Below are 24,814 nucleotides of genomic sequence, written 5' to 3'. Positions count from 1 at the left end.
GGTATCTGTGCCCATCAGTGTAATCCGTGGTTAATCCCATTCTTAGATCAGCGGTATCCGCGTGATCTGTGGTTCAAACCATCACCCACGCTTCACCGAGGCATAGAGCATATATGCCGCGCGTTTGGCGTTCGCATGCACCTTCGCCGGGACCGCTTCGACCACAAACCCCGCCTGTCGTAAACGCGTCGCAAAGGTCTCGTCCGGTCCGGCCGACCAAAACACCGCGCACCCGCCCGGTCGCAGCGCCGTCTTCACCGCGCGCAGGCCGCCTGCCGCGTAGAGGCCTGCGTTGCCCGCTGCCACCATTGCCACCGGTCCGTTGTCCACATCGAGCAACATCACGTCGTAGCTCCCGGCCTGCGCCGCCCGGATCATCGTCGCCACGTCCCCTGCGCGGACCCGCACCCGCGGGTCGTCGAGACACCCGCCGTTGAGCCCGCGCAGGTGTTCGCGGTTCCACGTCACCACCTCCGGCACGAGTTCCGCCACCTCCACGATCGCGTCGTCCGCCACCCGCTCCAGCACCCGCCGCAGTGTGAAACCCAAACCCAGCCCGCCGATCAGCACCCGACCCGACGAGGCCGTCACCCGGTCGAGTCCGACGTCGGCCAACAACAGCTCCGACGCGTGCGCCCGCGAGTGCATCAACTCCTGCCCATTCAGGCTGATCGCCCACGCGCCATCCTGCTCGCTCAGCACCAGCCGTCGCCCCTCCGCCGTCCGGGCCTCCGCCCGCGTCACCCGCGGCTTCATGAGGCCGTATCCTCCTCCGCCTCCTCGATGTAGACTGACCACTCCCACGAGTCCGGGTTCTCCCAGCGGCCGACCTCCAGCTCAACCACCAGCACGTCGCCCACCGCCACGAGGATCGTATCCGTGCGCAGAATACGGTAGGCCCAATGCGGCGCCCGCCCCGCGTCACGCGGACTCGAGCTGAGCCGCCGTCCCGCCGGACCCTCCACTTCAAAATACACCGCCAGGCCGTCCACGCGGCCGGCCTCGGTCACGTCCCGCCGCAGCACCAGCGAACGCGGCAGCGCGGCCACGCCCGCGATGGTTTCGAGGTCCACCCGCAGGGCCGGTTCGGGCGCCCCGACGAAGCGTTCCACCACGCCGAGGTCGCAACTCGCCCAGCGATAATATTCCGCTTCGTCCGGCCGCTCCGCCTCCATGCAACCATAGTCGTAACCGTGCGAATGGATCTCCCACAGGAAAGGCACGCGCCGCTCTTCCCGCAGCATCACCGGTTCGCAAAACCACCCGAAGCGGCTCGGCAATATCCGGCCGCCCGGGCGCAGCAACCGGTCCCGCAGATCACACACGTTGGCCACCATGCTCTCGTCGAAGAGGAAGTCGCCCATCTGCTCGTGCACGATCACATCGACCGGCGCGTCCAACTTAAAATCCGTGCTGTGCGTCGCGACAAACTCGACGCCACTCACCCCATTGGCCGCGGCCACGGTCTTGGCCGTCTCCAGGATCGCCGAGTGATCCAACGCCCAGACCTGCCCGGCCCCCGCGCGCGCCGCCCACGCCGCCAGCACCCCCGTGCCCGTGCCCAGGTCGATCACCCGGTCCCCGGCCCGCACACCGTCGGCGATCAGCGTGTGATAAAAATCCATCCGCGGCCGGTCGCCCAACATGCGCTCCTGTTGATCCATCAGACCAAAGAGCCAGCCGTTGTAGTCACGATAGTCCGCGTCCGGATTGCGCTCCGGCACCGGCGCATACACCCAGCCGCTCAAAGCCGGCCGCGACTGCACCCATCGCCCCAGCCGATGCAGGCCTCGCCGCGAGGCGGACCAAAATGAAACGCTGAGACCCTGGAGAGTGGAGAACATGATGGAGCCGGACAGCACCCATCGCAGCCGGACCGCCATCTGGGTGCCGCCCGTCGTCGGCTGCAATCCACAAACCCATGCACGGCCCACGTAAAAAGGGACGTGGATACGCCCGCCTCGGGGTTCCTCATCTCCCATCCCGCCAATTCGCCTCCCCAAGCTCCGCCACTTGATTCCCCCTTTTACTCCGCAGTGAAAGCAGCCCCTGCGACGCGCGTGCCTTTCAAGTCGCCCACGGGCTACCACGGCTTCGTGTTCTTTGTGACCTTGGTGTGATGAACTCGGCCCGTAAGGATCGCTCGGTTCCGTCCCTCCTTTCCCCCCGTGAAATCCCACCCCCTTCACTCCTTCGCTGCCATCGCCGCCTTGGCGATCTCGACGCTCGCCTCCACCGCGTCCGCCGAGCCCACCCCCATCCGCCTCTTCAGCGGCGTCGAACTCACCGTCAAACCCGGCGACACGCCCCTCCCCATCCTCAGCATCGAGGACAACCGCTTCGTCCTCGGCGACGAAACCCATTCCCGCGTCTACCCGGTCGACGCCGGCTCCTTCAGCGCCCAGCACGCCATCAAGCTCAGCCGCACCCCGCTCATCATCGAACGCCTGCGCGCCATCCGCACCTATACGCCCGACACCGACCCCGTCATGCAGGGCATGATCATCCAAAACGAGGTCGCCGCCCAGGCGCAGATCAAACAGGCCGTCGCCGAGCAACAACGCATGGACGGCGAGGGCAAACGGGCCGTGCAATACCCCTACGCCAAGGCCAACTCCGACGCTGCCGCCCGCGGCGAACGCATGCCCTACGAGTTCATGCCGACGGTCGCGGAACTTGAGGCCGACTCCGCCGCCGACCTGGCCGCCCTCACGGAGGTCTACGAAAATCTGGCCAGCACCGCCAACTCCACCGTCTTCGACGACCTCCGCTCGCGCGCCGGCGACGACGAGGCCTTCGACGCCCTCGACATGCTCTTCTACATCGCGTCCCCCACGCCCGTGCGCGATGCCTACGTGGTCATCGTCGCCCATATCGCCGAGGAGGGCGAAAAACGCCTGCGCACCTTCTACGAAGCCATCGGTGACCTCGACCCCAAACCCCGCCGCGTTTACCTGCGCCGCGCCGGCTTCAAGCCCGGCTTTGAAGTCACGGACATCACCGTCCACGTCTACGCCCGCGGTCAGGAACTCGTGAGCAACCTCTCCGCCAAAAACACGCCGCTCACTGCCGAGCAAACCCGCGATTTCCTCCTCCTCACCTACCTCGGCGAAAACGCCACCGAGTCCCTGGCCGCCCAACCCGTCTGGTCGCTCGTGCCCCCCGCCCTGCTCGCCGCCAAATCCGCCGCCCCGTTCGACCGCACCGTCGCCGTCAACATCGATGCCGACGGTCGCCTCATCAGCATCCACGACTCCCTCGCCGACGCGCGGGCCTTTGTCGCCAGCATCCAGGACGCCAAAGCCCTGCGCACCCGCGACACCCCCAAAGATGCGCCCGCCTCCTTCGCGGCTTCCGTGCGGCTCGGCGACGACACCATCCAGCCCAACCAAAGCCAACACGTTCCCGCCCCCATCGTCGCCGCCCTGCAGGACATGTTCTTCCTCCCCGCCCTCGACGTCGGCCAACCCGTGGTGAGCACCACCGAGCTCAACCTCGCCGCGTTCTTCCCGTAACGCCGACCAGCGATCCGCCACCGGTCATCGAGCCAATCCGCCGCCCTTATTTTGACCACTTTCGAGCGAAGCGACACCCGAGAGACTACACGCCGAGGCAATTACCCAGCTGAGCACGGATAGCTGACGCACCGAAACCGACTGCATGGTCTTCGTGCTCTTCGCTACCTTCGGTAAATACAACGCCTGCCCCTCGGCTCCGTTTCCCCCCCTTACCTCCTGTAATAACAACACCATGTTTGGTTTCAGTGTGTAGTCCCGCGCCTGCGGGACGAAGCCATCCGTGTCCATCCGTGGTAAAAAAAGCCCTGCCCCTCGGTCTTCGTTCTCTTCGTTTCCTTCTGTAGGAAAACAATCCAGTTCCGGCCAACCCGCTTCCGCGTATTCCGCGGCAACTTCCCCATTTGAGCTTTCGCGAAATGCGCCGTAGTCAAAAGCCATGCCGTTTTGCCGCTCCCGACTGCACGCACGCCTCGCATTGGCCCTGACCTTCGCGTCGGTCCTGCTTGCGTCGATCGGCCGCGCCGAGCTCGCGCTACCGCCGGTTTTCAGCGACCACATGGTCCTGCAACGACACCGAGCCGTGCCAATCTGGGGCACGGCCGATCCCGGCCAACTCATCGTCGTGCGCTTCGACGCTCAGGTCGTGCACGCCACCGCCAATCCCACCGGCGCCTGGCGCCTCACCCTCGCCTCCCTCGACGCCAACACCACCCCCCAAACCCTCACCGTCGAAGCGCACCCGGCCGACCCCACCACTCCCAATTCCCCCATCGACATTCGAAACTTCGCCGACGTCCTCGTCGGCGAAGTCTGGCTCTGCTCCGGCCAGTCCAACATGGAGATGGCCCTCGGCGTGCCCGCCGCCGGCGCCCAGGCCGAGACCGCCCACGACGACGCCCTCGCCCGCGACTTGCCCACGATGGACTACCCCACCATCCGCCTGCTCAAGGTCGACCAAACCAGCCGCGAAGCCGGTGCCTTGCGCGTCACCGGCGACGGCTGGGCCCAGGCCCACGGCGACGCCCTGGAAAAATTTTCCGCCGCCGGCTTCTTCTTCGGCCAAAAGCTGCAGGCGGAGCTCAACGTCCCCGTCGGCCTCATCCTCTCCGCCTGGGGCGGCAGTTGTCTGGAGGAGTGGATCTCCGACGCCGCCTACGCTCCGCTCGAATCGGCTCTCGGCGACCACGCCGCGCGCGGTTTCGAGCGCCGCGCCGACTTCGTGGGCCGCAACCACGACGTCATGCTCGCTCCCCTCGCGCCCTACGTCCTGCGTGGCGTGCTCTGGTATCAGGGCGAATCCAACCACCTGCGCTACCGGGACGGTCCGCACTACGCGGCCAAATTCGCCGCCCTCGTGGCGCACTGGCGCGCGCTCTGGTCGGCACCCGAGTTACCCTTCTACGCCGTGCAAATCGCGCCCTTCAACTACAGCACCTTCCGTCGCGGACTCGACATCGCCCCCACCGCCCTGCCCGCCTTCTGGCGCGGTCAGCAACTCGCCGCGGAGACCGTGCCCCATACCGGCCTCGTGCCCATTGCCGATACGGTGGAAGACGCCCGCGAACTTCACCCCGGCGGCAAACGCACCATCGGCCAACGCCTCGCCGCCCTCGCTCTCAACCGCACCTACGGCCGCACCCAGGTGCCCGCCACCGGCCCTCTCTTCGACCACGCCACCTTCACCGCCCGCGGCGCCATCGTGCACTTCACCGGCGCCCCCCATGGCCTCACCACCACCAACGGCCAAGCGCCCGCCCACTTCGAACTCGCCGGCGACGACGGCCAGTTCCTGCCCGCCGACGCCACGATTGCCGGCAACACCGTCATCCTCACCTGCCCCGACATCCCCTCCCCCGTTGCAGTCCGCTTCGGCTGGCACGAGACCGCCGTCCCCAACCTCGCCAACACCGCCGGCTGGCCCGCGTATCCCTTCTCCACGGAAAAGTAGGCCATTCAAGGTGGACGCGGCCGCCCGGACCGCGTCGCGTCCTGCTGGCCCTGCGCCTCAATCCGCCTCGGCTCTTTTCACCAACCAGCGGCGAAGTCGGTGAAAGATTTGGGTCAGCGTGACCGTTTCAACCTTCGTGGAGAGCCGACCATTGACCCGCACAAAGAACCGACGCTCCTCCCACATCCTTTCACAGGGAACCAGCTCCAGCCGTATCGTTTCGCCTCGCTCAAAATCCTTTATCGAAATCCGAAATCGTGCTTTTTTCCGAGGCATACCACTGGAACGCGAAAATCGCCCCCGATCTTTCACTTCCTACTTATTTTGATGCATTTAGTGACCAAGCTTATGAAAAGAAGGATCCCACCGTATTTTCATCAGTTCGCCGACATGCCAGGTTGCACGAAGCTCAGAAATTTACCCCTGAATATTCAGAAGTTAGCTGTGCTCATTTTCTTAGGGAAAATCACTGTAAACTGAAGAGTGCCTAAACAACGTTAGGCAGTTCGACATGAGCATTCGCTACAAGAGCACCTCTACTACGCGCTACATGTGGGGTATCGGCGTTGTGTGCGCACTCCTGGTTCTGACGATTACCGGCTCGTGGGTAGTCGAAGGAAGATTGCCGTATCGAGTTCGGTCGTTCGGCGCGGAATCTAAAGGTGCCATCACCAAACAGGAGAGCCCCTTCCTCTTTTGGGCGATTGGTGGGTTGGCGCTCGCCGCAGGAGGCTCCGCACTCATTATCACCAGTCTCGGCCTTCGCCGTATCCAGCGCGATGAAACTGAACAGAGAGCCTAACAAATCGGTGCAGACAATTCGGGCCAGCTGCGCTGTCCCTCTTTTCTGACCTCAGGCGTTAGGCTGATCCATGAGGGAAACACTTCCTGCCGACATTGATACCCGCATTAAATCTCTTTGCGCAGCCGGAGATGCACTAGCGGCAAAGGGAGAACCGCGCGAGGCCTTCCAAAACTACAGGGAAGCACTTTCTATCTTACCCGACCCCGTTGAAGACTGGGAAGCCGCGACTTGGATATTAGCAGCTATCGGCGATCTATATTTTGGCATCCTGAGGTTCGAGAAAGCCAGAACCGCATTTGCCGATGCGGTTACCTGTCCTGGTGGATTGGGAAATCCGTTCATCCACCTCCGACTTGGACAGTGTCAGTTTGAGTTGGGCGAAATGCATCGAGCAGCAGATGAGCTGACTCGAGCTTACATGGGCGCGGGAAAGGATCTGTTTCGATCCGAGGACCCGAAGTATTTCGATTTCCTGAAACAGCAGATCAAACTATGAAAAGCCTAACCCTGAGCGTTTGGATGGTGCGCAGCCACCATCCTGACGCTGGTTGAACAAGCCCGAGGCACCGTTGGGCGCGGGTGCCTACGCTTTATGCGTTTTGTGTTTTGGGGTGGGAGCGGGTGACAACGCCCGGATGGTTGCGTGCGGCGACGAGGGTTGGCTTTTGCCAACATTTTCCGGCGCTCGCGTCCGGCGGCAGGGGCGCCCGGGGGAGTCATTTGCGGGCGTATCTGGATAAGCGATACGCGGGCGCGCAGGCTCCGCCGGATCCGCGCGCTCGGCGCGGGTCTTTCGGCTGCTGGACTGGCGTTTCATCAGGCGCATCGCAGGAGCGGCGGGGAACGTTCGCGGGGCAGCGGGCCGACGCAGCGCAGCGTTTCGCACCGGCAGTGCGGGCAGACCAGGTGCCAGCGCACGACCGGCTCGGGTGCGCGCACGGTGATGACGACCTCCAGCAGGCACTCGACCTGTCGGCGCCGGCGCCACGCGGCGGGGTGTTCCCAACCAAAATACCGCACGCGGTGGACACCCGCGGGCAGGACGTGCTGGAGGTAGCGTCGCATGAACTCATCGGCCTCAAGCCGGCACTCGCGGCGTTCACCGGAGGCCGAATCGACATAACCGAAGCGCACGTGACCGTCGGCCAACTCGACGATCCGCTCGTCACTGATGGCGCTCTTCTGCACGTAGCGGGCGAGGTATTTGATCGCGGCCTCGCCGGTGCCGACGGGCTGGATGTCGACGACCCAGGGCTGACGCCAGCACGAGGTCGGCAAGGTGGCGTGCCAGGCGGGCAAGGCGGCGCGCAGCGCCGCCTCCATGCCTCGCCGGAAAGCCGCCGCGACCGGCTGGGCGGGCAGCAGCCAGTCGGGTTTGCGGGTCTTGCGCCACTTGGTCCGGTCGCCGACCCGCAGGCCGCCGCCGGGCACGATGGGCCGTAAAAGGGGTCAGGCCTTGGGGTTTGTGCCAGGGAGCCGCAAAAAGGGTCAGGCCAAGGGGATTGGGATCGAACGCGAGAACCGAGGGCGGTTCGTTGGTGTAATCCTGCAATCTCGGCTTCTCGGCGGGACGATCCGTGTCTTGGGTTCACGTCGCTTGAAGCCGCACCAGCAATCCCAATGCTGGCACCATGCGACTTGATCACATCCAGTTGGCGATGCCTGTCGGCGCAGAGGAGGCCGCCCGGGGGTTTTTTGGCGGTCTGCTCGGCATGAGCGAAGAGTCCAAACCCGCGCCTTTGGCGAGTCGCGGTGGCTGTTGGTTTCGCTCCGGTTCCGTCATTGTCCATCTGGGGGTTGAGGCGGATTTTAGACCGCAACGCAAAGCCCACCCCGCCTTCTGCAGGGGCGACTTGGATGCCCTCGCAACCCGCTTGATCGCCGCGGGGTATCCGGTGAGCTGGGACAAGGCCCTGCCCGATCGACGGCGTTTTTACACCGCCGATCCTTTTGGCAACCGGATCGAGTTCCTGCGCGACGGCGACGGGTTCGGGCAGCGTTGATCCGTGGTCAATTGGCCGCCGCGGCCGCGCGGCGTTCGCGTTCGCGGGCCTCGCGCCACTGGCGGATGCGCTCGGCGCGCTCGCGGTCCATCGCGGCGTAGTCGCGCAGCCCATACGGCACGCCCGTCGTCTGCGTCTTGATGCGATAAACCTTGTCCTGTTGGGCGACATAGAGCCACGAGAAGTCGGGGCCGCCGAAGGTCAGGTTGGCCGGCCGCTTGCCGCGCTCCGGCATGGGGATCACCCCACTGAAGCGATCCTCTGTATCAAAGACCTGAATACCCGCGCGCGTCGCCACAAAGACCCGGTCCCACGTGTCGACGGTGAGCCCGTCGGAGTCGGGCCGCAGGTGACCGAAGGCGAGTTCCAGCGGACCATACACCGGCGCGCCCGCGGTGAGGGAACCGTCGAGTTCGGCCCGGAAGGCCCACAGGGCCGCGCGCCCGGCATCGGTGGTGACGACGGTGCCTTCGCGATGCGCCAGGATGATGCCGTTGGGCCGCAGGTTTTCCGCCACCGGTTTGATGACCGCGCGGTCCGGGCTCACATACCAGATGCGACCGGCGGGCGGATCGGTGAACCAGATCGAGCCATCACCGGCGACGACGAGATCGTTCACGTCCATGCCCTCGGCCACCACGGTGAAGGACGCATCCGCCGGGTCGTAGGCGACGATGCGTTTGGCCTCGGCCTGGGCGGCGTAGAGCAGGCCGTCGGGGCCGACCATGAGTCCGCCGGTCTTGTGCGCGTTGTCGGCAAAGCGCGTCACGGCCTTGGTCGCGTGATCGATGTGGAAGATCTGGCTGGTCGGGTAGTCGACAAAGTAGACGTTGCCGTCGCGGTCGGCCGCCGGACCTTCGGTGAACTGGTGGCCCGAGGAGATGAGCTCCCACTGCTCCGTGCCGTCGAGGATCTGCCGCAAGGGCAGGTCCTGCGCCAGCACCCCGGTTCCAAACACCGCCAGGACCAGGAGATATTTACCACAGATAGCACAGAGATCACGGAAGAGAAAAAGCGGGGTATCTCGCGCCCACCCCCAGCTGGATCTTTTCCTCGGTGTCCTCTGTGTCCTCTGTGGTTCAAAACCTACGTTGGAGCGGAATCTCACAAGGTTCGCGCTCATTGCCCCACCTCCTGCCAATCCCGCCACAGCCAGCGCATGGCTTCGGGGAAGACGCTCGCGCCGTGTTGGGCGTTGTGGCTGCCGTCACCCATCTCGAGGTGATGGTCGTAACCGGCGTAGGCCAGCGCGGCCGCCATGGCGCGGTTGGCCAGCGGCCAGTTGCCGTGGTTGTTGTCGAGGTCGTTGGTGCCGTCCTGCATATAGACCCGCAGGCCGCGATGGCCGTTGGTGGCGGTCTTGCGCACGATGCCCGGGTAGGTGTCACCGTGGCGGATGTCCACAAAGGTGCCGATGTAGGTCACGACTTTCAAAAACGAGTCCGGCCGCTCCCACGCCGCGGTGAAGGCCGCGATGCCGCCGGTGCTCAAGCCCGCCACGCCCCGCAGCAAGGGATTGTTCGTCAGTTGAACCTCGTGCTCCGCCTCGACCATCGGGAGGAACTCCTCGAGGAGGAAGCGCGCATAGGTGTCGCTCATCGTGTCGTATTCGTAGGAGCGATTGCGGCGCGCGACCGCGTTGGGCCGGGCTGGCGGGACTTTGCCGGGATCGAGAAACACGGCCACGGTCACCGGCATCTCGCCGCGGTGGATGAGGTTGTCGAACACGGTCGGCACGCGGGTGTGGCCATCGGGCCGGGCGTAGCCGCCGCCATCGTTGAAGACCATGAGCGCGGCGGGCGCGGTGCCGTCGTATTGGGCCGGCACATACACCCAGTAGGTGCGCTCGGTGCCGGGGTAAAACGGACTGGTTTCCGGGCACACATAAGTGGCCTCGATGAGTCGGCCGGCGGGCGCGCCGACTTGCGGCAGCGAATCGGGACCGAGTTCGTAGGCGGTGTTCTGCGCCCACAAGAGGCAGGGCAGCGAGGCCAGGGTAAACGCCGACATACGGCGTAGAAACAATCCAATCATAACGAAGGGGTGAGGGGTAAGGCCTCCATGCAATCCGGTCATCGCTCGAGGGGAAGCCCGTTGTGCGATTAACGATAAGGCAGGATCGTTCTGTTCTCGATGCAGCCCGCCATATAGCGTCCTCCCACCCCATGAAAGCCCCGCGCCTGCTCCTCGTTGTCTCGTCGTTGTTCGCGGTCTCCACCGCGATCGCGGAACCCGTCACTCCCGGCACTCCCGTCGTCGTCGAATCCGGTCAGGTCGCCGGCATCGCCACCGACACCAAGGGCGTCACCGCCTTCCTCGGCATCCCCTATGCCGCCCCGCCGACGGGCGAGTTGCGCTGGAAGCCACCCGCCCCGCGCGCGCCCTGGGACGGTGTGCTGCAGGCCGATAAACCTTTCCCCAGCGCCATGCAGGAACTCCGCCGCGAGTTCATGCCGTGGACCTGGGAGTTTATGCTCCAGAACGACGTCGCCGAGGACAGCCTCGCGCTCAACATCTGGACCCCCGCGATCGACTCGACCGAGAAGCGCCCGGTCTTCGTGTGGATCCACGGCGGCGCCTTCTTCAGCGGTTCCGGTGAGGTCGCGCTCTACGACGGCCAAGGCCTCGCCCAAAAGGGCGTCATCGTCGTCACCATCAACTACCGCCTCGGCGTCTTCGGTTTCCTCGCCCACCCCGAGTTGAGCGCCGAGTCGCCGCACGGCGCCTCCGGCAACTACGCGCTCATGGACTGCGTCGCCGCCCTCCAGTGGGTGCGCCGCAACATCGCCGCCTTTGGCGGTGACCCGGCCAACATCACCGTCGGTGGCCAATCCGCCGGCGCCGCCGCCGTGCATGCCCTCACCGCCGCGCCCTCCGCCCGCGGCAGCTTCGACCGCATCATCGCGCAGAGCGGACCGTGGCGCACGGGCGCGTCCCTGCCTGACCTCGCCGCCGGGGAGAAGCAGGGCACCGAGTTCGCCGCCGCCATCGGGGCGCCCACGCTCGCCGAACTCCGTGCCCTGCCCGCCCAGGAGCTCTACGACCGCTACGCCGCGCACAATTTCCGTTTCCGCCCCATCATCGACGGTTGGTTCCTGCCGCAGGATGTCGCCGCCGCCTTCGCCGACGGATCTGCCATCGATGTGCCCGCCCTCTCCGGCTGGACAGCCGACGAGGGCAGCTCGCGCGCCGGCTACGGCACCAGCACGGTGGACGAATTCACCGCCATGGCCCGTGAACGTTACGGCGAACACGCCGAAGCCTTTCTTGCGCTGTATCCGGCCAAAGATGACGCCGAAGCCGGTGAGTCGTCCAAGCAGGCCCAGCGCGATGCCGCTCTCTACTCGCTGTGGGCCTGGCGGCAGGCGCGTGGTGAGGCCCCCGACTTCGGCTACCTCTTCGTGCGCGGCATTCCCTGGCCCGAGCACCCAAACTACGGCGCCTTCCACTCGGCAGACATGCCCTACACCTTCAACAACCTCGACGTGATGGACCGGCCATGGACGCCCTTTGACCGCCAATTGGCCGACGTCGTGTCCGACTACTGGGTGAACTTCATCACGAACGGCGACCCCAACGGCCCGCGACTCCCGCATTGGCCGGCCCGCGACGACCGCATCATGCGCTTCGATACGATCATCGGTTCAGCCCCGGTCCTGCCGCCCGCCAAGCTCCAGTTCTGGCAGGAGATGTCCACCGCCGTCGACTAGGCCACGATCTGCCCGCCGCGAATCACGCCCGCCGCGCGCAGGTGCCGCTCGCCCGTGCGGCGCTTGCCGGTGGTGTCCACAAACTCCGTCGGTGTCTCCACCAGCTCGAGCAGGGTCACGTCGGCCGGCGCGCCGGCGCCGAGTGTGCCCAATTTTTCGATACGGCCGATCACGCCTGCCGGGCGCGCCGTCGCCATCGCGACCACCTCCCCGAGAGAGAAACCCAGCCCGAGAATCTTGCTCATCACCCACGGCAACCGCGGGTTGCCCGGCGTGCCGATGCTGGCGCGGTGCAGGTCGCTGCTGATGGTGTGCGGGCGCAGCCCCTGCTCGAGCGCGGCCTCGGCCACCGCGTAGTCGAAGCTGCCGCCGCCGTGGCCGACGTCAAAAATCACGCCCCGCGCCTGCGCCTCACGCACCGCCGGCAGCAGCTTGCCCTGTTGCACGATGTTGTTGCCGAGTCCGCTGAAACAATGCGTCACGATGTCGCCGGGCCGCAGCAGAGCGAACAGATCGGCCAGGTCACCCGGCACATCGCCGATGTGGCACATGACCCGCGCGCCGCCACCGGCTCGCTCCGCCGCTGTGATCGCCCGCCGCAGCGGCTCGAGGCCGTTCTCGCCGACCACCTGACTGCTCTCGCGCACCTTGATGCCGAGCACGTTCTCCGGATTCGCCGCCACGGTCTCGGCCACCCGGTCGATCGCAATGTCCCGCAGGTCGAGCATCTCCGGCGCGGGAAAGGACTGCAGCCCGAGGTTGGAGATATGGATAAACGAAAAAACGCGCGTGTGCGTCCGGCGAAGCACGTCGTCCTGAAACCGCGACCAATCCGGCGCGCCCACATCGCCGGCACTCACGCAGGTCGTGACGCCGGTCTCGCCCACCAGCTCATCGACCGGCAATCCCAGCGAACTTTCCGCCGTGCCCACATGCGCATGCAGGTCCACCAAGCCCGGCACCACCAGGCGACCGCGGGCTTCGAGGACCAGCGGATCACGCAAGCCGGCCACGTCGACCGCTCCCACGTGTTGAATGACGTCACCGCGAATCAACACGTCGTGAATACCATCGAGCCCGTTGGCCGGATCGATCACCCGCCCGCCGGTGATCACCACGTCCGGCGTCGGCAGCTCCATCGTCGCGTCTTGGCCGGCTAGCCAGGATCGACTCGCCGCCCATCCCGCTCCGACCGCACAACACTCCACAAAACGACGACGCGACAGGGGCTTCATCTCCGCACCGTGGCGGGCTCGCGCGCCCGGCTCAATCCACAAGCCCGGGACGCCGCCGGGACGTTCAGCATCCGCGACCTCGGCACCGACCGACCTGCACCTTTGGCTCCCCGACTACCCCATGAAGATCGCCCTTGTTACCGGCGCCGGTTCCGGCATTGGCCGCGCCACCGCGCTCACCTTGGCCCGCCACGGTTGGACCCTCGTGCTGGCCGGCCGCCGAGCCGCTCCGCTGGAAGAAACCGCCGTCGCCATCGCCGCGGCGGGAGGTCCCGCCGCCACCTGCGTGCCGACCGATGTCACCGATCCCGAATCGGTCGCCGCGCTGTTCGCCCATGTCGCGCAAACGCATGGCCGCCTCGATCTGTTATTCAACAACGCCGGCGTCAGCGCCCCGGCCGTGCCGTTTGAGGACCTCTCCCCCGAGCAGTGGCAACGCGTGGTGAACACCAACCTCACCGGCGTGTTTCTCTGCGCCCAGCAAGCCGTTCGCCTCATGAAGCAGCAGTCCCCCCGCGGCGGGCGCATCATCAACAACGGCTCCATCTCCGCCCAGGTGCCGCGCCCCCACGCCGCCGCCTACAACGCGACCAAGAGCGCCGTCACCGGCCTCACCCGCTCCATCGCCCTCGACGGCCGCGCCTTCGACATCGCCTGCGGGCAGATCGACATCGGCAACGCCGCGACCGACATGTCCGCCGGCATGGACACCGGCATGCCCCAAGCCGACGGCTCCACCCGCACCGAACCGCGCTTTGACGTGCAGCACGTGGCCGACACCATCGCGCACGTCGCCAGTTTGCCGCCCACGGTCAACGTCCCCTTCCTCACCATCATCGCCAACGGCATGCCCTACATCGGCCGCGGCTGAAGCGTCCCCCGCACCCTACCCCTTATGAAATCGATCCGCGCCCTCGCCGCCTGTCTTTGCCTCCCTCTTTCCCTTCACGCCGCCGAGCCCATCGACACCTCCGCCTGGACCACACCGGACGACCACGCCCACATGATGGCGCAGCTCGGCATCACCGAACTGCGACGGGGTCCGAACGGTCGCCCGGAGCCTGGCGACCCCAACGCCGCCAACACCGACGAAGCCAAGGTCAACCCCTTCACTTTGCCGCCCCTGCTGACACTCGCTGGCGGCACGCCCGTCACCACCGCCGCCCAATGGTGGATCGAACGCCGCCCCCAGATCGCCGACGTCTTTGAACGCGAGATCGTTGGGCGCGTCCCGGCCAAGGTCCCCGGCGTAACCTGGGAAGTCGTCGAGTCCGCCGCCGACGACGCCCAGGTGGGCGGCATTCCGGTGGTCGCCCAAAAGCTCATCGGCCGCGTCGATAATTCCGCTTACCCGGCCCTTGAGGTGAACATCGAGATGACGGTCGTGACTCCCGCCGACGCACCTGGATCCGTGCCGCTGCTCATGATGTTCACCTGGCGCGATCCCGGCCTGCCCGGCCCCGCCGATCCCGCCGCCGAACCCAAGGCGGGTTGGCGCAACAACCACGCCCCATCCTATCAACAGCTCATCGCCTCGGGATGGGGTTACGCCACGATCAACCCCGCCAGCATCCAAGCCGACAATGGCGCCGGTCTCACCAAGGGCATCATCGGCCTCACCAACCACGGCCAACCCCGCACCCCGGAACAATGGGGCGCCCTGCGCGCCTGGGCCTGGGGAGCCGCCCGCGGACTCGACTACCTCGAGACCTACGCCCCGGTCGACGCTGCCCGCGTCGGCATCGAAGGTGTCTCGCGCTACGGCAAGGCCGCCCTTGTCACCATGGCCTTCGAACCGCGCTTTGCGGTCGTGCTCGTGGGCTCCTCTGGCGAAGGCGGCGCCAGCCTCTACCGCCGCAACTTCGGCGAGACCTTGGAGAACATCACCGGCAGCGGCGAATACCACTGGATGGCGGGCAACTTCCTCAAATACGGCGCCGCCGCGGCGAGCTTCGGCAGTCTGACCGCCCATGACCTGCCCATCGACGCGCATTCGCTCATCGCGCTCTGCGCGCCGCGCCCGACCTTCATCAGCTACGGCATCCCCGAACAGGGCGACGCCCTCTGGCTCGACCAACGCGGCAGCTATCAGGCCACGGTTGCGGCGGGCGCGGTGTGGCGCCTGCTCGGCGCCCGCGACCTCGGCGACACCACCGATCCCCTCGACGCCTTCCCGCCGCCGGTGAACGTGGGCCTGCTCAGCGGTGAACTCGCGTGGCGCCAACACGACGGCGGCCACGAGGACCAAAGCAACATGACGCACTTCATCCCGTGGGCGAACCGCCTCCTGCACCACGTGCCACCGGGCCGGCAGTGAACATCCTCAGGTGGACGCGGACCTCCGGACCGCGTCGTTCCATCCAACCCGCACGCGAATATTCTCCGACGCTGGTCGCTCCCAGAACGTGAGTCGCCTTTCCTCTTGACCATCTAGAAGAGCGGCGACTTGTTCTAGTTTAACTAGAGAACGACGCGCCATGACTCCTTCGCCCAACGACCTCCTGCAAGGCACCCTCGGCCTGCTCGCCCTCCGCGCCCTGCGCGACGAGAGCCGCCACGGCTGGGGCATCCAGCAACGCATCAATCAGATCGCCGACAATGTGCTGAGCGTGAATCAGGGGTCGCTGTATCCGGCGCTCATCCGCCTCGAAAAACAGGGGCTGATCAAATCCGAGTGGGGCACCTCGGAGGCCGGGCGCCGCGCGAAATATTACGCGCTCACCGCCAAGGGCCGGAAACAGATGGAAGCCGAGGCCGCCAACTGGCACCGCTTCTCCTCGGTTGTGAACCTCATCCTCGAAACCGCCTGAGCGCGCGCCCGCCATGAGTTGGTTCAAAAGCATCGGCATCGCCCTCCGCTCACTCTTCGGCCGCCGCGCCGAGTCCGAACTCGACGAAGAGTTGCGCATCCACCTCGAGATGGAGATCGAGCACAACGTGTCCCAAGGCATGCCGCGCCGCGAAGCCGAGCGTGCCGCCCGCGTCGCTCTTGGCGGACTCGAACAGACCAAGGAGGCCAGCCGCGACGCGTGGGGTTGGCGCATCCTACCCGACTTCTGGCGAGACTCACTCTACGCCCTCAAGTCCCTGCGCCGCACCCCCGGCTTCACCGCCATCGCCGTGCTCACGCTCGGCCTGGGCATTGGCGTCAACGCCGTGATGTTCTCCTTTGTGCGCGACACGGTCCTGCGCCCGCTGCTGCGCGACCAATCGCTCAACCTGGTTTCGCTCTACAACAGTCGCGCCGGCGCCGACCGCGACTTCCGCCATTTCACCTACGCCGAGTTCGAGGCGCTGCGCGCGTCGACCGATGCGTTCGCCGATGTCGCCGCCACGATCTACTCCACCGCCGCCGTCGGCGTGCCGGATCACCAACAGCGCCGCTTCGTCGGTTTCGCTTCAGAGAACTTCTTCGATCTCGTCGGCACGCAGCCCTTGCAGGGGCGGTTTTTCAACGCCGCCGAAGCCGCGCCCGACGCCGCCATCCCGGTCGCCGTGGCCAACCACGCGTTTTGGGCGCGACTTGGTTATCCGGCCAACTTTGTCGGCAGCACGATCCGGGTGAATCAACACGACTACACCGTCATCGGCATCACGCCGCCGGGTTTTGTCGGGCTGCACGTCTCCGTCGGACCCGAGGTCTGGCTCCCGCTCGGCGAACACCATCGCTACACCGGCGAGAGCCTGCGCGTGCGCACGCACCACCCGCTCGGGGTGATCGCCCGTTTCGCGCCGGAGATCTCCCTCGCCAACGCCGCCGCGCGACTGCCGATCCTCGACGCGCGGCTCAATGCCCTGGCGATTGACGACGGGCCGCGGCAACTGGTGGCATCGCCGCCGCCCCGCACCGACCTCGGCAGCTCGCGCCCGCCCAACGACAGTTTCCTCAACCTGTTCGCGGTGCTGTCGCTGAGCCTCTCCACCGCCGTGCTCGTGATCGCCTGCCTCAATCTCGCCAACATGGTGCTCGCCCGCGGGGCCGCCCGGCGCAAGGAGATCGCCATCCGGCTCTCGCTCGGCGCGTCGCGCGGTCGGATCGTGCGCCAGCTCACCACCGAGGGCCTGATGCTCGCGTTGCTCGGCGGCGCCTTCGGCCTCTTTCTCAGCGTCTGGGCCGACAGCGGTATCCAGGAAATCGCGACAAAGGCCTTTGCCACCAGCAGCCTGACCCAGAGCATCACCCCGTTTTTCGATCCCCTGCTGGTCGCGGCGACGTTCGGTTTCTGTCTCGTCGCCACCCTTGCCTCAAGTCTGGGCCCGGCCCTGCGCCTCACCCGCCCGGACCTGACCCACGACCTCAAGCAAGGCGGCGTCCGCACCGGTCGCGGCGCCGGTTGGATGCGCTTCTTCTCGCTCGGCAACAACCTCGTGGTCCTGCAGATCGGCCTTTCCCTGACCTTGCTGTTCAGTGCATCGCTGTTTGTCCGCAGCTCGCTCGAGGCGCGTAAAATGGAACTCGGTTTTAAGAAGGAGAACCAACTCGTGGCCAACCTCGACTACGGCATGGCCAATGTCCCGGAAGCCGCCGTCGGTTCGCGGCAACGCGCGATGCTCGATCACCTCGCCCCGTTGGTCGGTGAGGGCCAAGTCGCACTCGCCTCGGTCGTGCCCTACAACTTTGAGCTCGGCTACCCACCGGTGTTTCCGGTGCGGGACGCCGCGCCGATCACGCTCGATCGGCAAACCGATGGTCGCGCCCCGGCCGGCTACACGGCTGTGAGCGAGAACTACTTTTCCCTCCTCGGCATCCCCGTGCTGCACGGTCGCGCTTTCACCCGCGCCGAAGCCATGCAGGCCGACGGTCCCGGCGTCGCCATCATCGACGAGGGCCTCGCCCGCACGCTCTTTGGCCAAACCAGCGCCCTCGGCCAACGCGTCTATCTCGGCGAGGACGCTGCCGCCAGCGGGGATCCGGCGCAGGCGCTCGAGATCGTCGGCGTGGTGCGCAGTCCGCGGGACGACGTGTTCTCGGACGCCGAGCCGCCGCGCATCTATCGACCGCTCGGCCAAGCGCCGGCGAGCAACATCTACCTGCATCTCGGCACCGCCACGACCCTGGAACGGATCGACACCATCCGCGCGACCTTGCGCGACTTCGACCCCGGCACGCCGGTGCTCACGATCCGATCGTTGGCCAGCTTCGTCGACGACAACGTCAACGGCCTGCTCATCGAGCTCGCCGCGATGATCTTTGGTTTCTTCGGCGCGGTCGCCCTGCTGCTCGCGGTCGTCGGGGTCTACGGCGTGAAGTCTCACGCCGTGGCGCGCCGCACCCGCGAGATCGGGATTCGCATGGCCCTCGGCGCGCGGCCCGGCGAAGTGATGAGCCTGATCCTGCGCCAAGGCGCGATGCAGACCGCGGTCGGCCTCCTGCTCGGCGGCGTGGTGGCCGTCGTCGCCGGCCAACTGCTGGCGAGCATGATCTACCAGGCGAAACCCAGCGACCCGCTCGCGCTGATCGGCAGCGGCCTCATCCTTGCCGCCGCCGTCATGACGGCGTGCTACCTCCCCGCCCGCCGCGCCACGCGCGTCGACCCGGCGACGACGCTGCGCAGCGAATGAGCCAAAAGCAAAGTGGCCGCGAGCGTGAGCGAGTGGTCGCGGTTCGACTCCACTCGCTCACGCTCGCGGCCACAGGGCCGACGCCCGCTGGGCGCGCTCAGTTGAACGCGGCGCGGTCGAGCAGTTCCTGCACTTCGGGCTGCACGCGCTCGTCGGCCAGGAACTCCGGAAAGAGTCGGCTGATGGTCATGCGGGTCTGCCAGTGCATCGGGCGGTCGTAGGTCTTGACCACGCCTTTTACGAAGTCGGGATCGTCCACAAAGGCCTGCAACGCGGCCGCGGCCTTTTCGACCTTGATCGGGAAAAAGCCCGTGGTGCGGGTCGAGCTGAGCAGGCGGATGATACCCTGCTTGGCCATGGCGACGGTTTCCTCGGTCGCGTTGGCCGCGGTGCCGATTGCCACCCAGGCGTCGACGCCCGAGATATCCGTCCAACGGCGCAGCGCGTTGAGCGCATCGGGCGCGAGCGGGCTGCCGTCGATCACGAGCTGTTGCAGGTATTCGGCCGAGGCGGCGCCGGCGTTGCCATCGACGATGACGAGCACGTCACGACGGGAGTCGTCGCTCGCGGCGGCCGCGAGCGCGGGCGCATAATATTCGGTCCAAAGGAAGTCCGGCACCGCGAGGTTGGCGGAGAGTTTTTTGAGGCTGCCCTGTGCGTCGCGTTTGAGGTCGTCGCCATTGAGGACGAGCTCGAGCAGCAGGCGCACGCTCTCCGGTCCGCCCACGATTTCCATGCCCTTGAACGCCGCTTCGCGCAGCTCGGCCGGATGGTCGGATCCACTGAGGCGGTTGACCAGATCGGACACGCCGTCGGTGTTGCGCAGCACGAGCAGGCGCAAGGCGGCGACGCGAGCGGCGACTTCACCGTCGCCCTCAACGGTGGTGATCAGCGTGCGGTCGGTGGACTCGGCTTGGAGACGGGCCAAAGCGGCGGTCACATCGCGGTCACGTTCATTGGCGAGGTAAAGCGCGAGCAAGGGATCGAAGCTGGCATCACTGCCGATGTGACCGAGCGTGCGGACGACGGCCGGCTGCAGGGTCGGCGAAGCACCAGCGAGGAGCGCGAGCACCGCCGGCTCGTAGGCGGAGAGGCCGGCATCGGCGATCTTGTCGAGCACCACGATTTGGTCGGCCTCGGGCAAGGTCGCGAGGCGGCCCACCACGGTGTCTTGGAGCGGGGAACCCATGGCGATCCGGAGGAACGCCCCGCGCAGCGATGCGTCGGTCTCGATCGCCAACAGCGACGCCAAGGCGGCGGCCGCACCGGCCTCATCGATTTCGACCAAGCGGGCGAAGGCGGCGGTCTTAATGGCCTCGTTTTGTCCGTCGTTGACGAGACCGAGCACGAGGGCGGCGTCATCGACGCCGGCGTCCAGCAATGCCAGTTCCAGGTCGCGCTTGAACGGACCATCGGATTTGGCGCCGGCATAGGCCGCGCTGAGCGCGGAGCGGGCGGCGGAGCCACCGATCTTGCCGAGCGCGAGGGCCGCGGCGGCGGACCCGGATTTCAGTTCGGCCGCAAGTTCGCGCACCGCGCCGTCATCGTGACGGTAAGCCAGGGCATCGGCGAAGACCGCGGGCTGCGAGGGCAAGGCTCGCTCCAGCGCGGCGGCGGCGCGACGGTCGGGGATGGCCGAGAGGGCGCGGCGGGCGAGATCCTGGATGCGCGGATCAGCGTCGTTGAGCAGACGGGTGAGCGGTTTGACCGCGGCCGACGTGCCGACGAGTTCGAGCATGCGAATCGACCAGTCGCGCGTGGCCCAGTCCTGGTCGGGACCAATGGCGCGCAACAGCTCGCGTTCGAGCGACTTCAACTCCTGCGGTGAGGCGCTGACGAGGGCGGCGCGCAAATCGAGGCGGGCGGACTGGCGCAGCGCGTAATCGTCGGCGTTGAGGTCGTCGATGAATTGGGTGATGCCGCTGGCCTGGGCGGAGATCGAGGCGCTGAGCGCGACGGAACAGGCGGCGAGAAAAGCAAAGGGTTTTTTCATGGGACGGGGCGGCAAAGGGTTTAGGCGGGCAGTTCGTAACCGGCGCGGCGAGGGCGGTCCTCCCAGCGGCTGGCGCCGGCGTCGTCGACGATGTGCTCGGCGACCGGGTCCCATTTGATCGGGCGGTTGAGCCGCTCGGCGATGCCGGCGACCTGGCAGATTGTGGCGGTGCGATGACCGATCGTGGCCGGGCAGATCGGGCGACGGCGGGAGCGGATGCTTTGCAGCCAGTTCTGCTGGTGATTGTTGGAATCGTAGAGCCGCACGTCGTTGGGGCCGAGCGGACGCTTGGCGAGCTCGGGCCGGGAGGTCTCGAGGCGACCCTCGCGGCTCACCCAGATGTCACCCTCGGTGCCGACGAACTTCATCATGTGGTTCCGCTCAATGGGATGATCGCGGATGACCTTGATGCCGTCGTCGTATTGGTGATATTGATACTCCTCGCCCTCGTAACCCTTCGGCACGAAGAGCGTGGGGCCGGAGTCGTCGCGGCCCAGCGCCCATTGCGCGATGTCGAAGTGGTGCGCGCCCCAGTCGCCGTTCTTGCGGGAACCGTATTCCCAGAAGCAGCGCCAACCGCCGCTGTAGTCGGCCTTCACGCGCTGCGCGGTGAAAGGCTCATAGGGGGTGGGTCCAAGCCACTTGTCGTAGTTGAAGCCGGCGGGAATCGGCTCTTCCGGTCCGAGGGCGGCCGGCGCGAAGGAACCGAGGCGGGCGTAAACTTCCTTGATCTCACCGATCCAGCCGCTGCGCACCATCTCGGCGGCCTTGCGGAAGGCGTGTTCGGAACGCTGCTGGGAGCCGACCTGCAGGATGCGGCCATAGCGGCGTTCGGCCTCCACCATCGCTTTGCCCTCGGCGATGGTGAGGGTCATCGGCTTCTCCACGTAGACGTCCTTGCCGGCCCGCATGGCGGCGATGGCGATGGCGGCATGCCAGTGGTCGGGCGTCACCACGAACACGGCGTCGACCGAGGGGTCGTTGATCACGTCCTCAAAGTCCTCGGTCGGTTTCACGCCTTGGTAGCCGCGGGAGATCATCTCGTTCATGGCGCGGCCCCGGTTGGTGGCCTGAACATCGCACACCCAGATGGGCTCGACGCCCGGATCTTCCACGATCGCGAGGTGGCCGCCCATCTGCAGGCCCATGCCAATGAAGCCGATGTTGATGCGGCTGTTCGCACCGGGGACACCGCCGCTGCCCAAAACCTGGGAGCGAACAATTTGTGGGGCGGCAAAAAGGGCCGCGCCCAACGCGGCACCCTGCTTGAGAAACGACCGCCGCGAGGCGTGACGGGAGGAGGGAGGGGTTTTCATTGCAAAATCGGGGACCTACGGACCTGAAAGGGGAGTCCGGGCACAGGGGATTTAAGGGGGTGAAGGTTGCCGCCGGATTCGCCCCACTCCCAACCAAATCGACGCGGAAGCCAAGAATTGCGGGTCAATCGGCAGAGGGTGCGAACCGAAGAACGGTCCCATTCTATTGGTCAGCACTCACCGAGCCGCAAGCTCGCGCAACACTTGTCCCGATAACTCGGCTCAGCGTCGGGGTCGCACCCAATGTTCGACCGGGTTCGCGCCAGCACACAAAATCTTTGCCCCGAGCCTTCCGGCTGCTGCTTGGTTGAGCGCATGAATTCGAACCGTCGATTCGTCCTCCCCCTGCCGCTTGCCCTCGCGCTGGCCTTTCTCGCCGGCTGCGCTGCGCCCCCTGAAGCCATGCGCGACGCGTGGGGGGCCAAGGTCGTCCAGCTCAAGGTTGGGATGTCGCAGGATGCGGTCCGCGAGATCTTCGGCGAGCCCACCGAGCAACGCCCCGGGGCCGAGGGCGACCCCATCACCGCGGTTTGGCTCTACCAGGACCGCGTGCGCGTGAACTCCACGATGAAGATCACCGGCACCGAGGACCGAATCTATATCGATCCCATCACCAATCAGGAACGCCGCGTGCCGGAACCCGTTTACACGCAGGTCAACGACTACGCCGACGTCGAGCTGCGGCTCGAATGGACCCAGGACTTCCTCATTCGCTGGCGGGAACGCCGCAACGTGCAGTCGGACTTCCAGTAAGCGATCGCCGGCCACACCGGCTTTACCTTCGCCCGTCATCACCCCAACGTCGTCCTTTTCATGAGCTCCTCGTCCCGCCTCCTCGCCGCCCTCGCCACCCGCCGCCTCGTCTGTGACGGCGGCATGGGCACCCAACTCATGCTCGCCGGCCTCGAACAGGGCGCTTCCGGCGAAGCCTGGAACCTCAGCCATCCCGAGCGCGTGCTGGAGATCCAAAAGCGCTACGTCGCCGCCGGCGCCGATTGCATCATCACCAACACCTTCGGCGGCTCCCGTCTCATGCTGCAACGTCACGGTGTGGCCGACGATGTCGTGGCCATCAACCAAGCCGCCGTGCGCATCGCCCGCGAAGCCTTTGGTGACAAGGAGGGATTTGTGCTCGGCGACATCGGTCCTCTCGGCGCCATCCTCGAACCCTACGGCGACCTGCCCTACGCCACCGCGGTCGAGGTCATCACCGAGCAGGCCAAGGCCCTCGTCGAGGCCGGCGTCGATGCCATCATCCTCGAAACCCAAACCGGCAAGGAGGAGATCCAGGCCGGCCTCGAAGGCGCCAAGGCCGCGGGCGCCCCCTGCATCATCGCCTCCTTCGCCTACGACCTCTCGGCCGACCAGACCTTCTACAAAACGATGATGGGCTTTGGACCCGAGGATGCCGCTGAGTTCTGCGAGGAACACGGCGCCGACATCATCGCCCTCAACTGCGGCACGGGCATGGACATGCCGGGCGCCGCCAGCGTCGCCGAGATCTACGATTTTAACTGCGACCTCCCGATCATGATTCAGCCCAATGCCGGCCTGCCCGTGCTGGAGAACATGAAGGCCGTCTACAAACAGCCCCCCGAGGAAACCGCCGCCAAGGTGCCCGAGGCCCTCGCCGCCGGCGCCAGCATCATCGGCTCCTGCTGCGGCTCCACGCCCGAGCACACCGCCGCCATCCGCGCCCAGGTCGACGCCTGGAACGCCGCACACTGAGGGCGGCCCCGTCCGGCCTCACCGAGGCCGGCTACAACTTCAGGTCTTGCTGTAGCCAGGGTCGCCGACCCCGGTGTGGCACGTCGCCCCGACTCAACAGTTGAACACTACACCGGTGTTCAGTCTGGATGAAATTTCTTCTATTGGTCGTCCCCCTCTCGACGACCATGAGCCCATCCGCCCAGACCTTCCCGTCCATCTTCTCGCTCGCGGGCGAGACCGCCCTCATCACCGGCGGCGGCACCGGCATCGGCCGCGCCATCGCCGAGTGCATGCATGCCGCCGGCGCCACCATCGTGCTCGCCGGTCGCCGCGAAAACCTGCTCCAAGCCGAAGTCGAACGCCTGGGCGAGCGTGCCCACTACGTGGTGCACGACATCACCAAACTGCACGACGCGCACCTCCTGCGCGAGAAGACCGAGGCGCTCGTCGGCCCCGTGACCTCCTTGGTCAACAACGCCGGCATCCACATCAAGAAGGAGGCGGTCAAAACCACGACCGAGGAGTTCCAGCTCGTGCTCGACACCCACGTGCTGGGCTCGCACGCCCTCACCGTCGAATTCGCCCCCGGCATGATGGAGCGCAAGCACGGCAGCATCCTCTTCACCGCCTCGATGGCCTCGCTCTTCGGCATCCCCAAAGTCATCGCCTACACGGCGGCCAAGTCGGCCTACGTCGGCATGGTCAAGGGCCTCGCCACCGAATTCTCGCCGCACGGCCTTCGCGTCAATGCGATCGCCCCGGGGTGGATCGACACCGACATGTCGCGCCAAGCCTTCGCCGGCGACCCCGACCGCCTCAGCAAGATCCTCAACCGCACGCCCACCGGCGAACTCGGCACCCCGCAGGACGTCGGCTGGGCCGCCGTCTACCTCGCCTCCCCCGCCGCCCACTTTGTCACTGGCACCATCGTCCCCGTCGACGGCGGCGTGAGCATCGGGTTCTGAGGCAATTTTTAACCACAGATTTCACACATAGACACAGCGCCATTCCAAA

General features: G+C 66.3%; 22 protein-coding genes. 13 read left to right on the top strand and 9 right to left on the bottom strand.

Going from position 1 to position 24,814, the window contains the following annotated elements; translation table 11 throughout:
• Positions 1–81: 81 nt before the first annotated feature.
• Positions 82–756, bottom strand: coding sequence for a spermidine synthase (locus AC0MRV_RS00880; RefSeq protein ID WP_472762525.1), 675 nt, complete (start codon positions 754–756; stop codon positions 82–84).
• A complete protein-coding gene (locus AC0MRV_RS00875) occupies positions 753–1,844 on the bottom strand; it encodes a methyltransferase domain-containing protein (RefSeq protein ID WP_472762524.1) in 1,092 nt (363 codons plus the stop codon). The genes AC0MRV_RS00880 and AC0MRV_RS00875 overlap by 4 nt, the downstream gene beginning before the upstream one ends.
• A gap of 324 nt (positions 1,845–2,168) precedes the next feature.
• On the opposite strand from AC0MRV_RS00875, the gene AC0MRV_RS00870 reads away from it, so the two are divergent.
• The gene (locus AC0MRV_RS00870; RefSeq protein ID WP_472762523.1) at positions 2,169–3,515 is read left to right on the top strand and encodes a hypothetical protein; all 1,347 of its coding nucleotides are present in this window, start codon (positions 2,169–2,171) and stop codon (positions 3,513–3,515) included.
• Between the two features lie 24 nt (positions 3,516–3,539).
• Here the strand turns inward: AC0MRV_RS00870 and AC0MRV_RS00865 are convergent, their stop codons facing one another.
• The gene (locus AC0MRV_RS00865) at positions 3,540–3,956 is read right to left on the bottom strand and encodes a hypothetical protein (RefSeq protein ID WP_472762522.1); all 417 of its coding nucleotides are present in this window, start codon (positions 3,954–3,956) and stop codon (positions 3,540–3,542) included.
• Between AC0MRV_RS00865 and AC0MRV_RS00860 the strand changes: the two genes are divergently transcribed.
• The 3 genes from AC0MRV_RS00860 (at position 3,955) to AC0MRV_RS00850 (ending at position 6,767) form a co-directional block, all read left to right on the top strand.
• Positions 3,955–5,466, top strand: a complete 1,512-nt coding sequence (locus tag AC0MRV_RS00860; protein ID WP_472762521.1) for a sialate O-acetylesterase — start codon at positions 3,955–3,957, stop codon at positions 5,464–5,466. The genes AC0MRV_RS00865 and AC0MRV_RS00860 overlap by 2 nt on opposite strands.
• Before the next feature lie 511 nt (positions 5,467–5,977).
• Positions 5,978–6,268, top strand: coding sequence for a hypothetical protein (locus tag AC0MRV_RS00855; protein ID WP_472762520.1), 291 nt, complete (start codon positions 5,978–5,980; stop codon positions 6,266–6,268).
• Between the two features lie 70 nt (positions 6,269–6,338).
• Complete coding sequence (locus AC0MRV_RS00850; protein ID WP_472762519.1) at positions 6,339–6,767, top strand: tetratricopeptide repeat protein; 429 nt, start codon at positions 6,339–6,341, stop codon at positions 6,765–6,767.
• Positions 6,768–7,087: 320 nt separating this feature from the next.
• Here AC0MRV_RS00850 and AC0MRV_RS00845 read toward each other — a convergent pair whose 3' ends face one another.
• On the bottom strand, positions 7,088–7,702 hold the full coding sequence (locus tag AC0MRV_RS00845) for an IS91 family transposase (RefSeq protein WP_472762518.1): 615 nt from the start codon (positions 7,700–7,702) through the stop codon (positions 7,088–7,090).
• Between the two features lie 200 nt (positions 7,703–7,902).
• Between AC0MRV_RS00845 and AC0MRV_RS00840 the strand changes: the two genes are divergently transcribed.
• Positions 7,903–8,274, top strand: a complete 372-nt coding sequence (locus AC0MRV_RS00840) for a VOC family protein (protein WP_472762517.1) — start codon at positions 7,903–7,905, stop codon at positions 8,272–8,274.
• A gap of 7 nt (positions 8,275–8,281) precedes the next feature.
• Here AC0MRV_RS00840 and AC0MRV_RS00835 read toward each other — a convergent pair whose 3' ends face one another.
• Positions 8,282–9,232 (bottom strand): SMP-30/gluconolactonase/LRE family protein, encoded by a 951-nt coding sequence (locus AC0MRV_RS00835; protein ID WP_472762516.1) that lies wholly within the window; start codon positions 9,230–9,232, stop codon positions 8,282–8,284.
• Between the two features lie 161 nt (positions 9,233–9,393).
• Positions 9,394–10,308: an alpha/beta hydrolase gene (locus AC0MRV_RS00830; protein ID WP_472762515.1), complete on the bottom strand. Its 915-nt coding sequence runs from the start codon at positions 10,306–10,308 to the stop codon at positions 9,394–9,396.
• Positions 10,309–10,439: 131 nt separating this feature from the next.
• Here AC0MRV_RS00830 and AC0MRV_RS00825 point away from each other — a divergent pair, with 131 nt between their 5' ends.
• Positions 10,440–11,984 (top strand): carboxylesterase/lipase family protein, encoded by a 1,545-nt coding sequence (locus AC0MRV_RS00825; protein ID WP_472762514.1) that lies wholly within the window; start codon positions 10,440–10,442, stop codon positions 11,982–11,984.
• On the opposite strand, the gene AC0MRV_RS00820 is transcribed toward AC0MRV_RS00825, so the two are convergent.
• Positions 11,981–13,219 (bottom strand): amidohydrolase family protein, encoded by a 1,239-nt coding sequence (locus AC0MRV_RS00820; protein ID WP_472762513.1) that lies wholly within the window; start codon positions 13,217–13,219, stop codon positions 11,981–11,983. The genes AC0MRV_RS00825 and AC0MRV_RS00820 overlap by 4 nt on opposite strands.
• A gap of 121 nt (positions 13,220–13,340) precedes the next feature.
• On the opposite strand from AC0MRV_RS00820, the gene AC0MRV_RS00815 reads away from it, so the two are divergent.
• The 4 genes from AC0MRV_RS00815 (at position 13,341) to AC0MRV_RS00800 (ending at position 18,781) form a co-directional block, all read left to right on the top strand.
• On the top strand, positions 13,341–14,090 hold the full coding sequence (locus AC0MRV_RS00815; RefSeq protein ID WP_472762512.1) for an SDR family oxidoreductase: 750 nt from the start codon (positions 13,341–13,343) through the stop codon (positions 14,088–14,090).
• Positions 14,091–14,114: 24 nt separating this feature from the next.
• Positions 14,115–15,536, top strand: coding sequence for a glucuronyl esterase domain-containing protein (locus AC0MRV_RS00810; RefSeq protein ID WP_472762511.1), 1,422 nt, complete (start codon positions 14,115–14,117; stop codon positions 15,534–15,536).
• A gap of 160 nt (positions 15,537–15,696) precedes the next feature.
• A complete protein-coding gene (locus tag AC0MRV_RS00805) occupies positions 15,697–16,029 on the top strand; it encodes a PadR family transcriptional regulator (protein ID WP_472762510.1) in 333 nt (110 codons plus the stop codon).
• 13 nt (positions 16,030–16,042) lie between these two features.
• On the top strand, positions 16,043–18,781 hold the full coding sequence (locus AC0MRV_RS00800) for an ADOP family duplicated permease (protein ID WP_472762509.1): 2,739 nt from the start codon (positions 16,043–16,045) through the stop codon (positions 18,779–18,781).
• Between the two features lie 97 nt (positions 18,782–18,878).
• Here AC0MRV_RS00800 and AC0MRV_RS00795 read toward each other — a convergent pair whose 3' ends face one another.
• Both AC0MRV_RS00795 and AC0MRV_RS00790 read right to left on the bottom strand, forming a co-directional pair.
• The gene (locus AC0MRV_RS00795; protein WP_472762508.1) at positions 18,879–20,774 is read right to left on the bottom strand and encodes a HEAT repeat domain-containing protein; all 1,896 of its coding nucleotides are present in this window, start codon (positions 20,772–20,774) and stop codon (positions 18,879–18,881) included.
• Positions 20,775–20,794: 20 nt separating this feature from the next.
• Positions 20,795–22,090, bottom strand: a complete 1,296-nt coding sequence (locus tag AC0MRV_RS00790; RefSeq protein WP_472762507.1) for a Gfo/Idh/MocA family protein — start codon at positions 22,088–22,090, stop codon at positions 20,795–20,797.
• 315 nt (positions 22,091–22,405) lie between these two features.
• On the opposite strand from AC0MRV_RS00790, the gene AC0MRV_RS00785 reads away from it, so the two are divergent.
• The 3 genes from AC0MRV_RS00785 to AC0MRV_RS00775 all read left to right on the top strand — a co-directional run bounded on the left by AC0MRV_RS00785 (position 22,406) and on the right by AC0MRV_RS00775 (position 24,765).
• On the top strand, positions 22,406–22,843 hold the full coding sequence (locus AC0MRV_RS00785; protein WP_472762506.1) for a hypothetical protein: 438 nt from the start codon (positions 22,406–22,408) through the stop codon (positions 22,841–22,843).
• A 60-nt stretch (positions 22,844–22,903) separates the two neighbouring features.
• Positions 22,904–23,818: a homocysteine S-methyltransferase family protein gene (locus tag AC0MRV_RS00780; protein WP_472762505.1), complete on the top strand. Its 915-nt coding sequence runs from the start codon at positions 22,904–22,906 to the stop codon at positions 23,816–23,818.
• Positions 23,819–23,985: 167 nt separating this feature from the next.
• Entirely contained in the window at positions 23,986–24,765 is a 780-nt protein-coding gene (locus AC0MRV_RS00775) for an SDR family NAD(P)-dependent oxidoreductase (protein ID WP_472762504.1), read from the top strand.
• Positions 24,766–24,814: the final 49 nt, after the last annotated feature.

Source organism: Actomonas spartinae (assembly GCF_051209155.1).
Classification (GTDB): Bacteria; Verrucomicrobiota; Verrucomicrobiia; order Opitutales; family Opitutaceae; genus Actomonas.
Note: the sequence above shows the minus strand (reverse complement) of the source record. Positions and strands in the feature narration are given on the sequence as shown.

Coding starts and splice junctions, on each gene's coding strand:
- AC0MRV_RS00805 (WP_472762510.1), top strand. CDS start 15,697: ATGACTCCTTCGCCCAACGACCTCCTGCAAGGCACCCTCGGCCTGCTC.
- AC0MRV_RS00790 (WP_472762507.1), bottom strand. CDS start 22,090: ATGAAAACCCCTCCCTCCTCCCGTCACGCCTCGCGGCGGTCGTTTCTC.
- AC0MRV_RS00830 (WP_472762515.1), bottom strand. CDS start 10,308: ATGATTGGATTGTTTCTACGCCGTATGTCGGCGTTTACCCTGGCCTCG.
- AC0MRV_RS00780 (WP_472762505.1), top strand. CDS start 22,904: ATGAGCTCCTCGTCCCGCCTCCTCGCCGCCCTCGCCACCCGCCGCCTC.
- AC0MRV_RS00875 (WP_472762524.1), bottom strand. CDS start 1,844: ATGTTCTCCACTCTCCAGGGTCTCAGCGTTTCATTTTGGTCCGCCTCG.
- AC0MRV_RS00855 (WP_472762520.1), top strand. CDS start 5,978: ATGAGCATTCGCTACAAGAGCACCTCTACTACGCGCTACATGTGGGGT.
- AC0MRV_RS00880 (WP_472762525.1), bottom strand. CDS start 756: ATGAAGCCGCGGGTGACGCGGGCGGAGGCCCGGACGGCGGAGGGGCGA.
- AC0MRV_RS00850 (WP_472762519.1), top strand. CDS start 6,339: ATGAGGGAAACACTTCCTGCCGACATTGATACCCGCATTAAATCTCTT.
- AC0MRV_RS00785 (WP_472762506.1), top strand. CDS start 22,406: ATGAATTCGAACCGTCGATTCGTCCTCCCCCTGCCGCTTGCCCTCGCG.
- AC0MRV_RS00820 (WP_472762513.1), bottom strand. CDS start 13,219: ATGAAGCCCCTGTCGCGTCGTCGTTTTGTGGAGTGTTGTGCGGTCGGA.
- AC0MRV_RS00795 (WP_472762508.1), bottom strand. CDS start 20,774: ATGAAAAAACCCTTTGCTTTTCTCGCCGCCTGTTCCGTCGCGCTCAGC.
- AC0MRV_RS00865 (WP_472762522.1), bottom strand. CDS start 3,956: ATGGCTTTTGACTACGGCGCATTTCGCGAAAGCTCAAATGGGGAAGTT.
- AC0MRV_RS00860 (WP_472762521.1), top strand. CDS start 3,955: ATGCCGTTTTGCCGCTCCCGACTGCACGCACGCCTCGCATTGGCCCTG.
- AC0MRV_RS00825 (WP_472762514.1), top strand. CDS start 10,440: ATGAAAGCCCCGCGCCTGCTCCTCGTTGTCTCGTCGTTGTTCGCGGTC.
- AC0MRV_RS00775 (WP_472762504.1), top strand. CDS start 23,986: ATGAGCCCATCCGCCCAGACCTTCCCGTCCATCTTCTCGCTCGCGGGC.
- AC0MRV_RS00815 (WP_472762512.1), top strand. CDS start 13,341: ATGAAGATCGCCCTTGTTACCGGCGCCGGTTCCGGCATTGGCCGCGCC.
- AC0MRV_RS00810 (WP_472762511.1), top strand. CDS start 14,115: ATGAAATCGATCCGCGCCCTCGCCGCCTGTCTTTGCCTCCCTCTTTCC.
- AC0MRV_RS00840 (WP_472762517.1), top strand. CDS start 7,903: ATGCGACTTGATCACATCCAGTTGGCGATGCCTGTCGGCGCAGAGGAG.
- AC0MRV_RS00800 (WP_472762509.1), top strand. CDS start 16,043: ATGAGTTGGTTCAAAAGCATCGGCATCGCCCTCCGCTCACTCTTCGGC.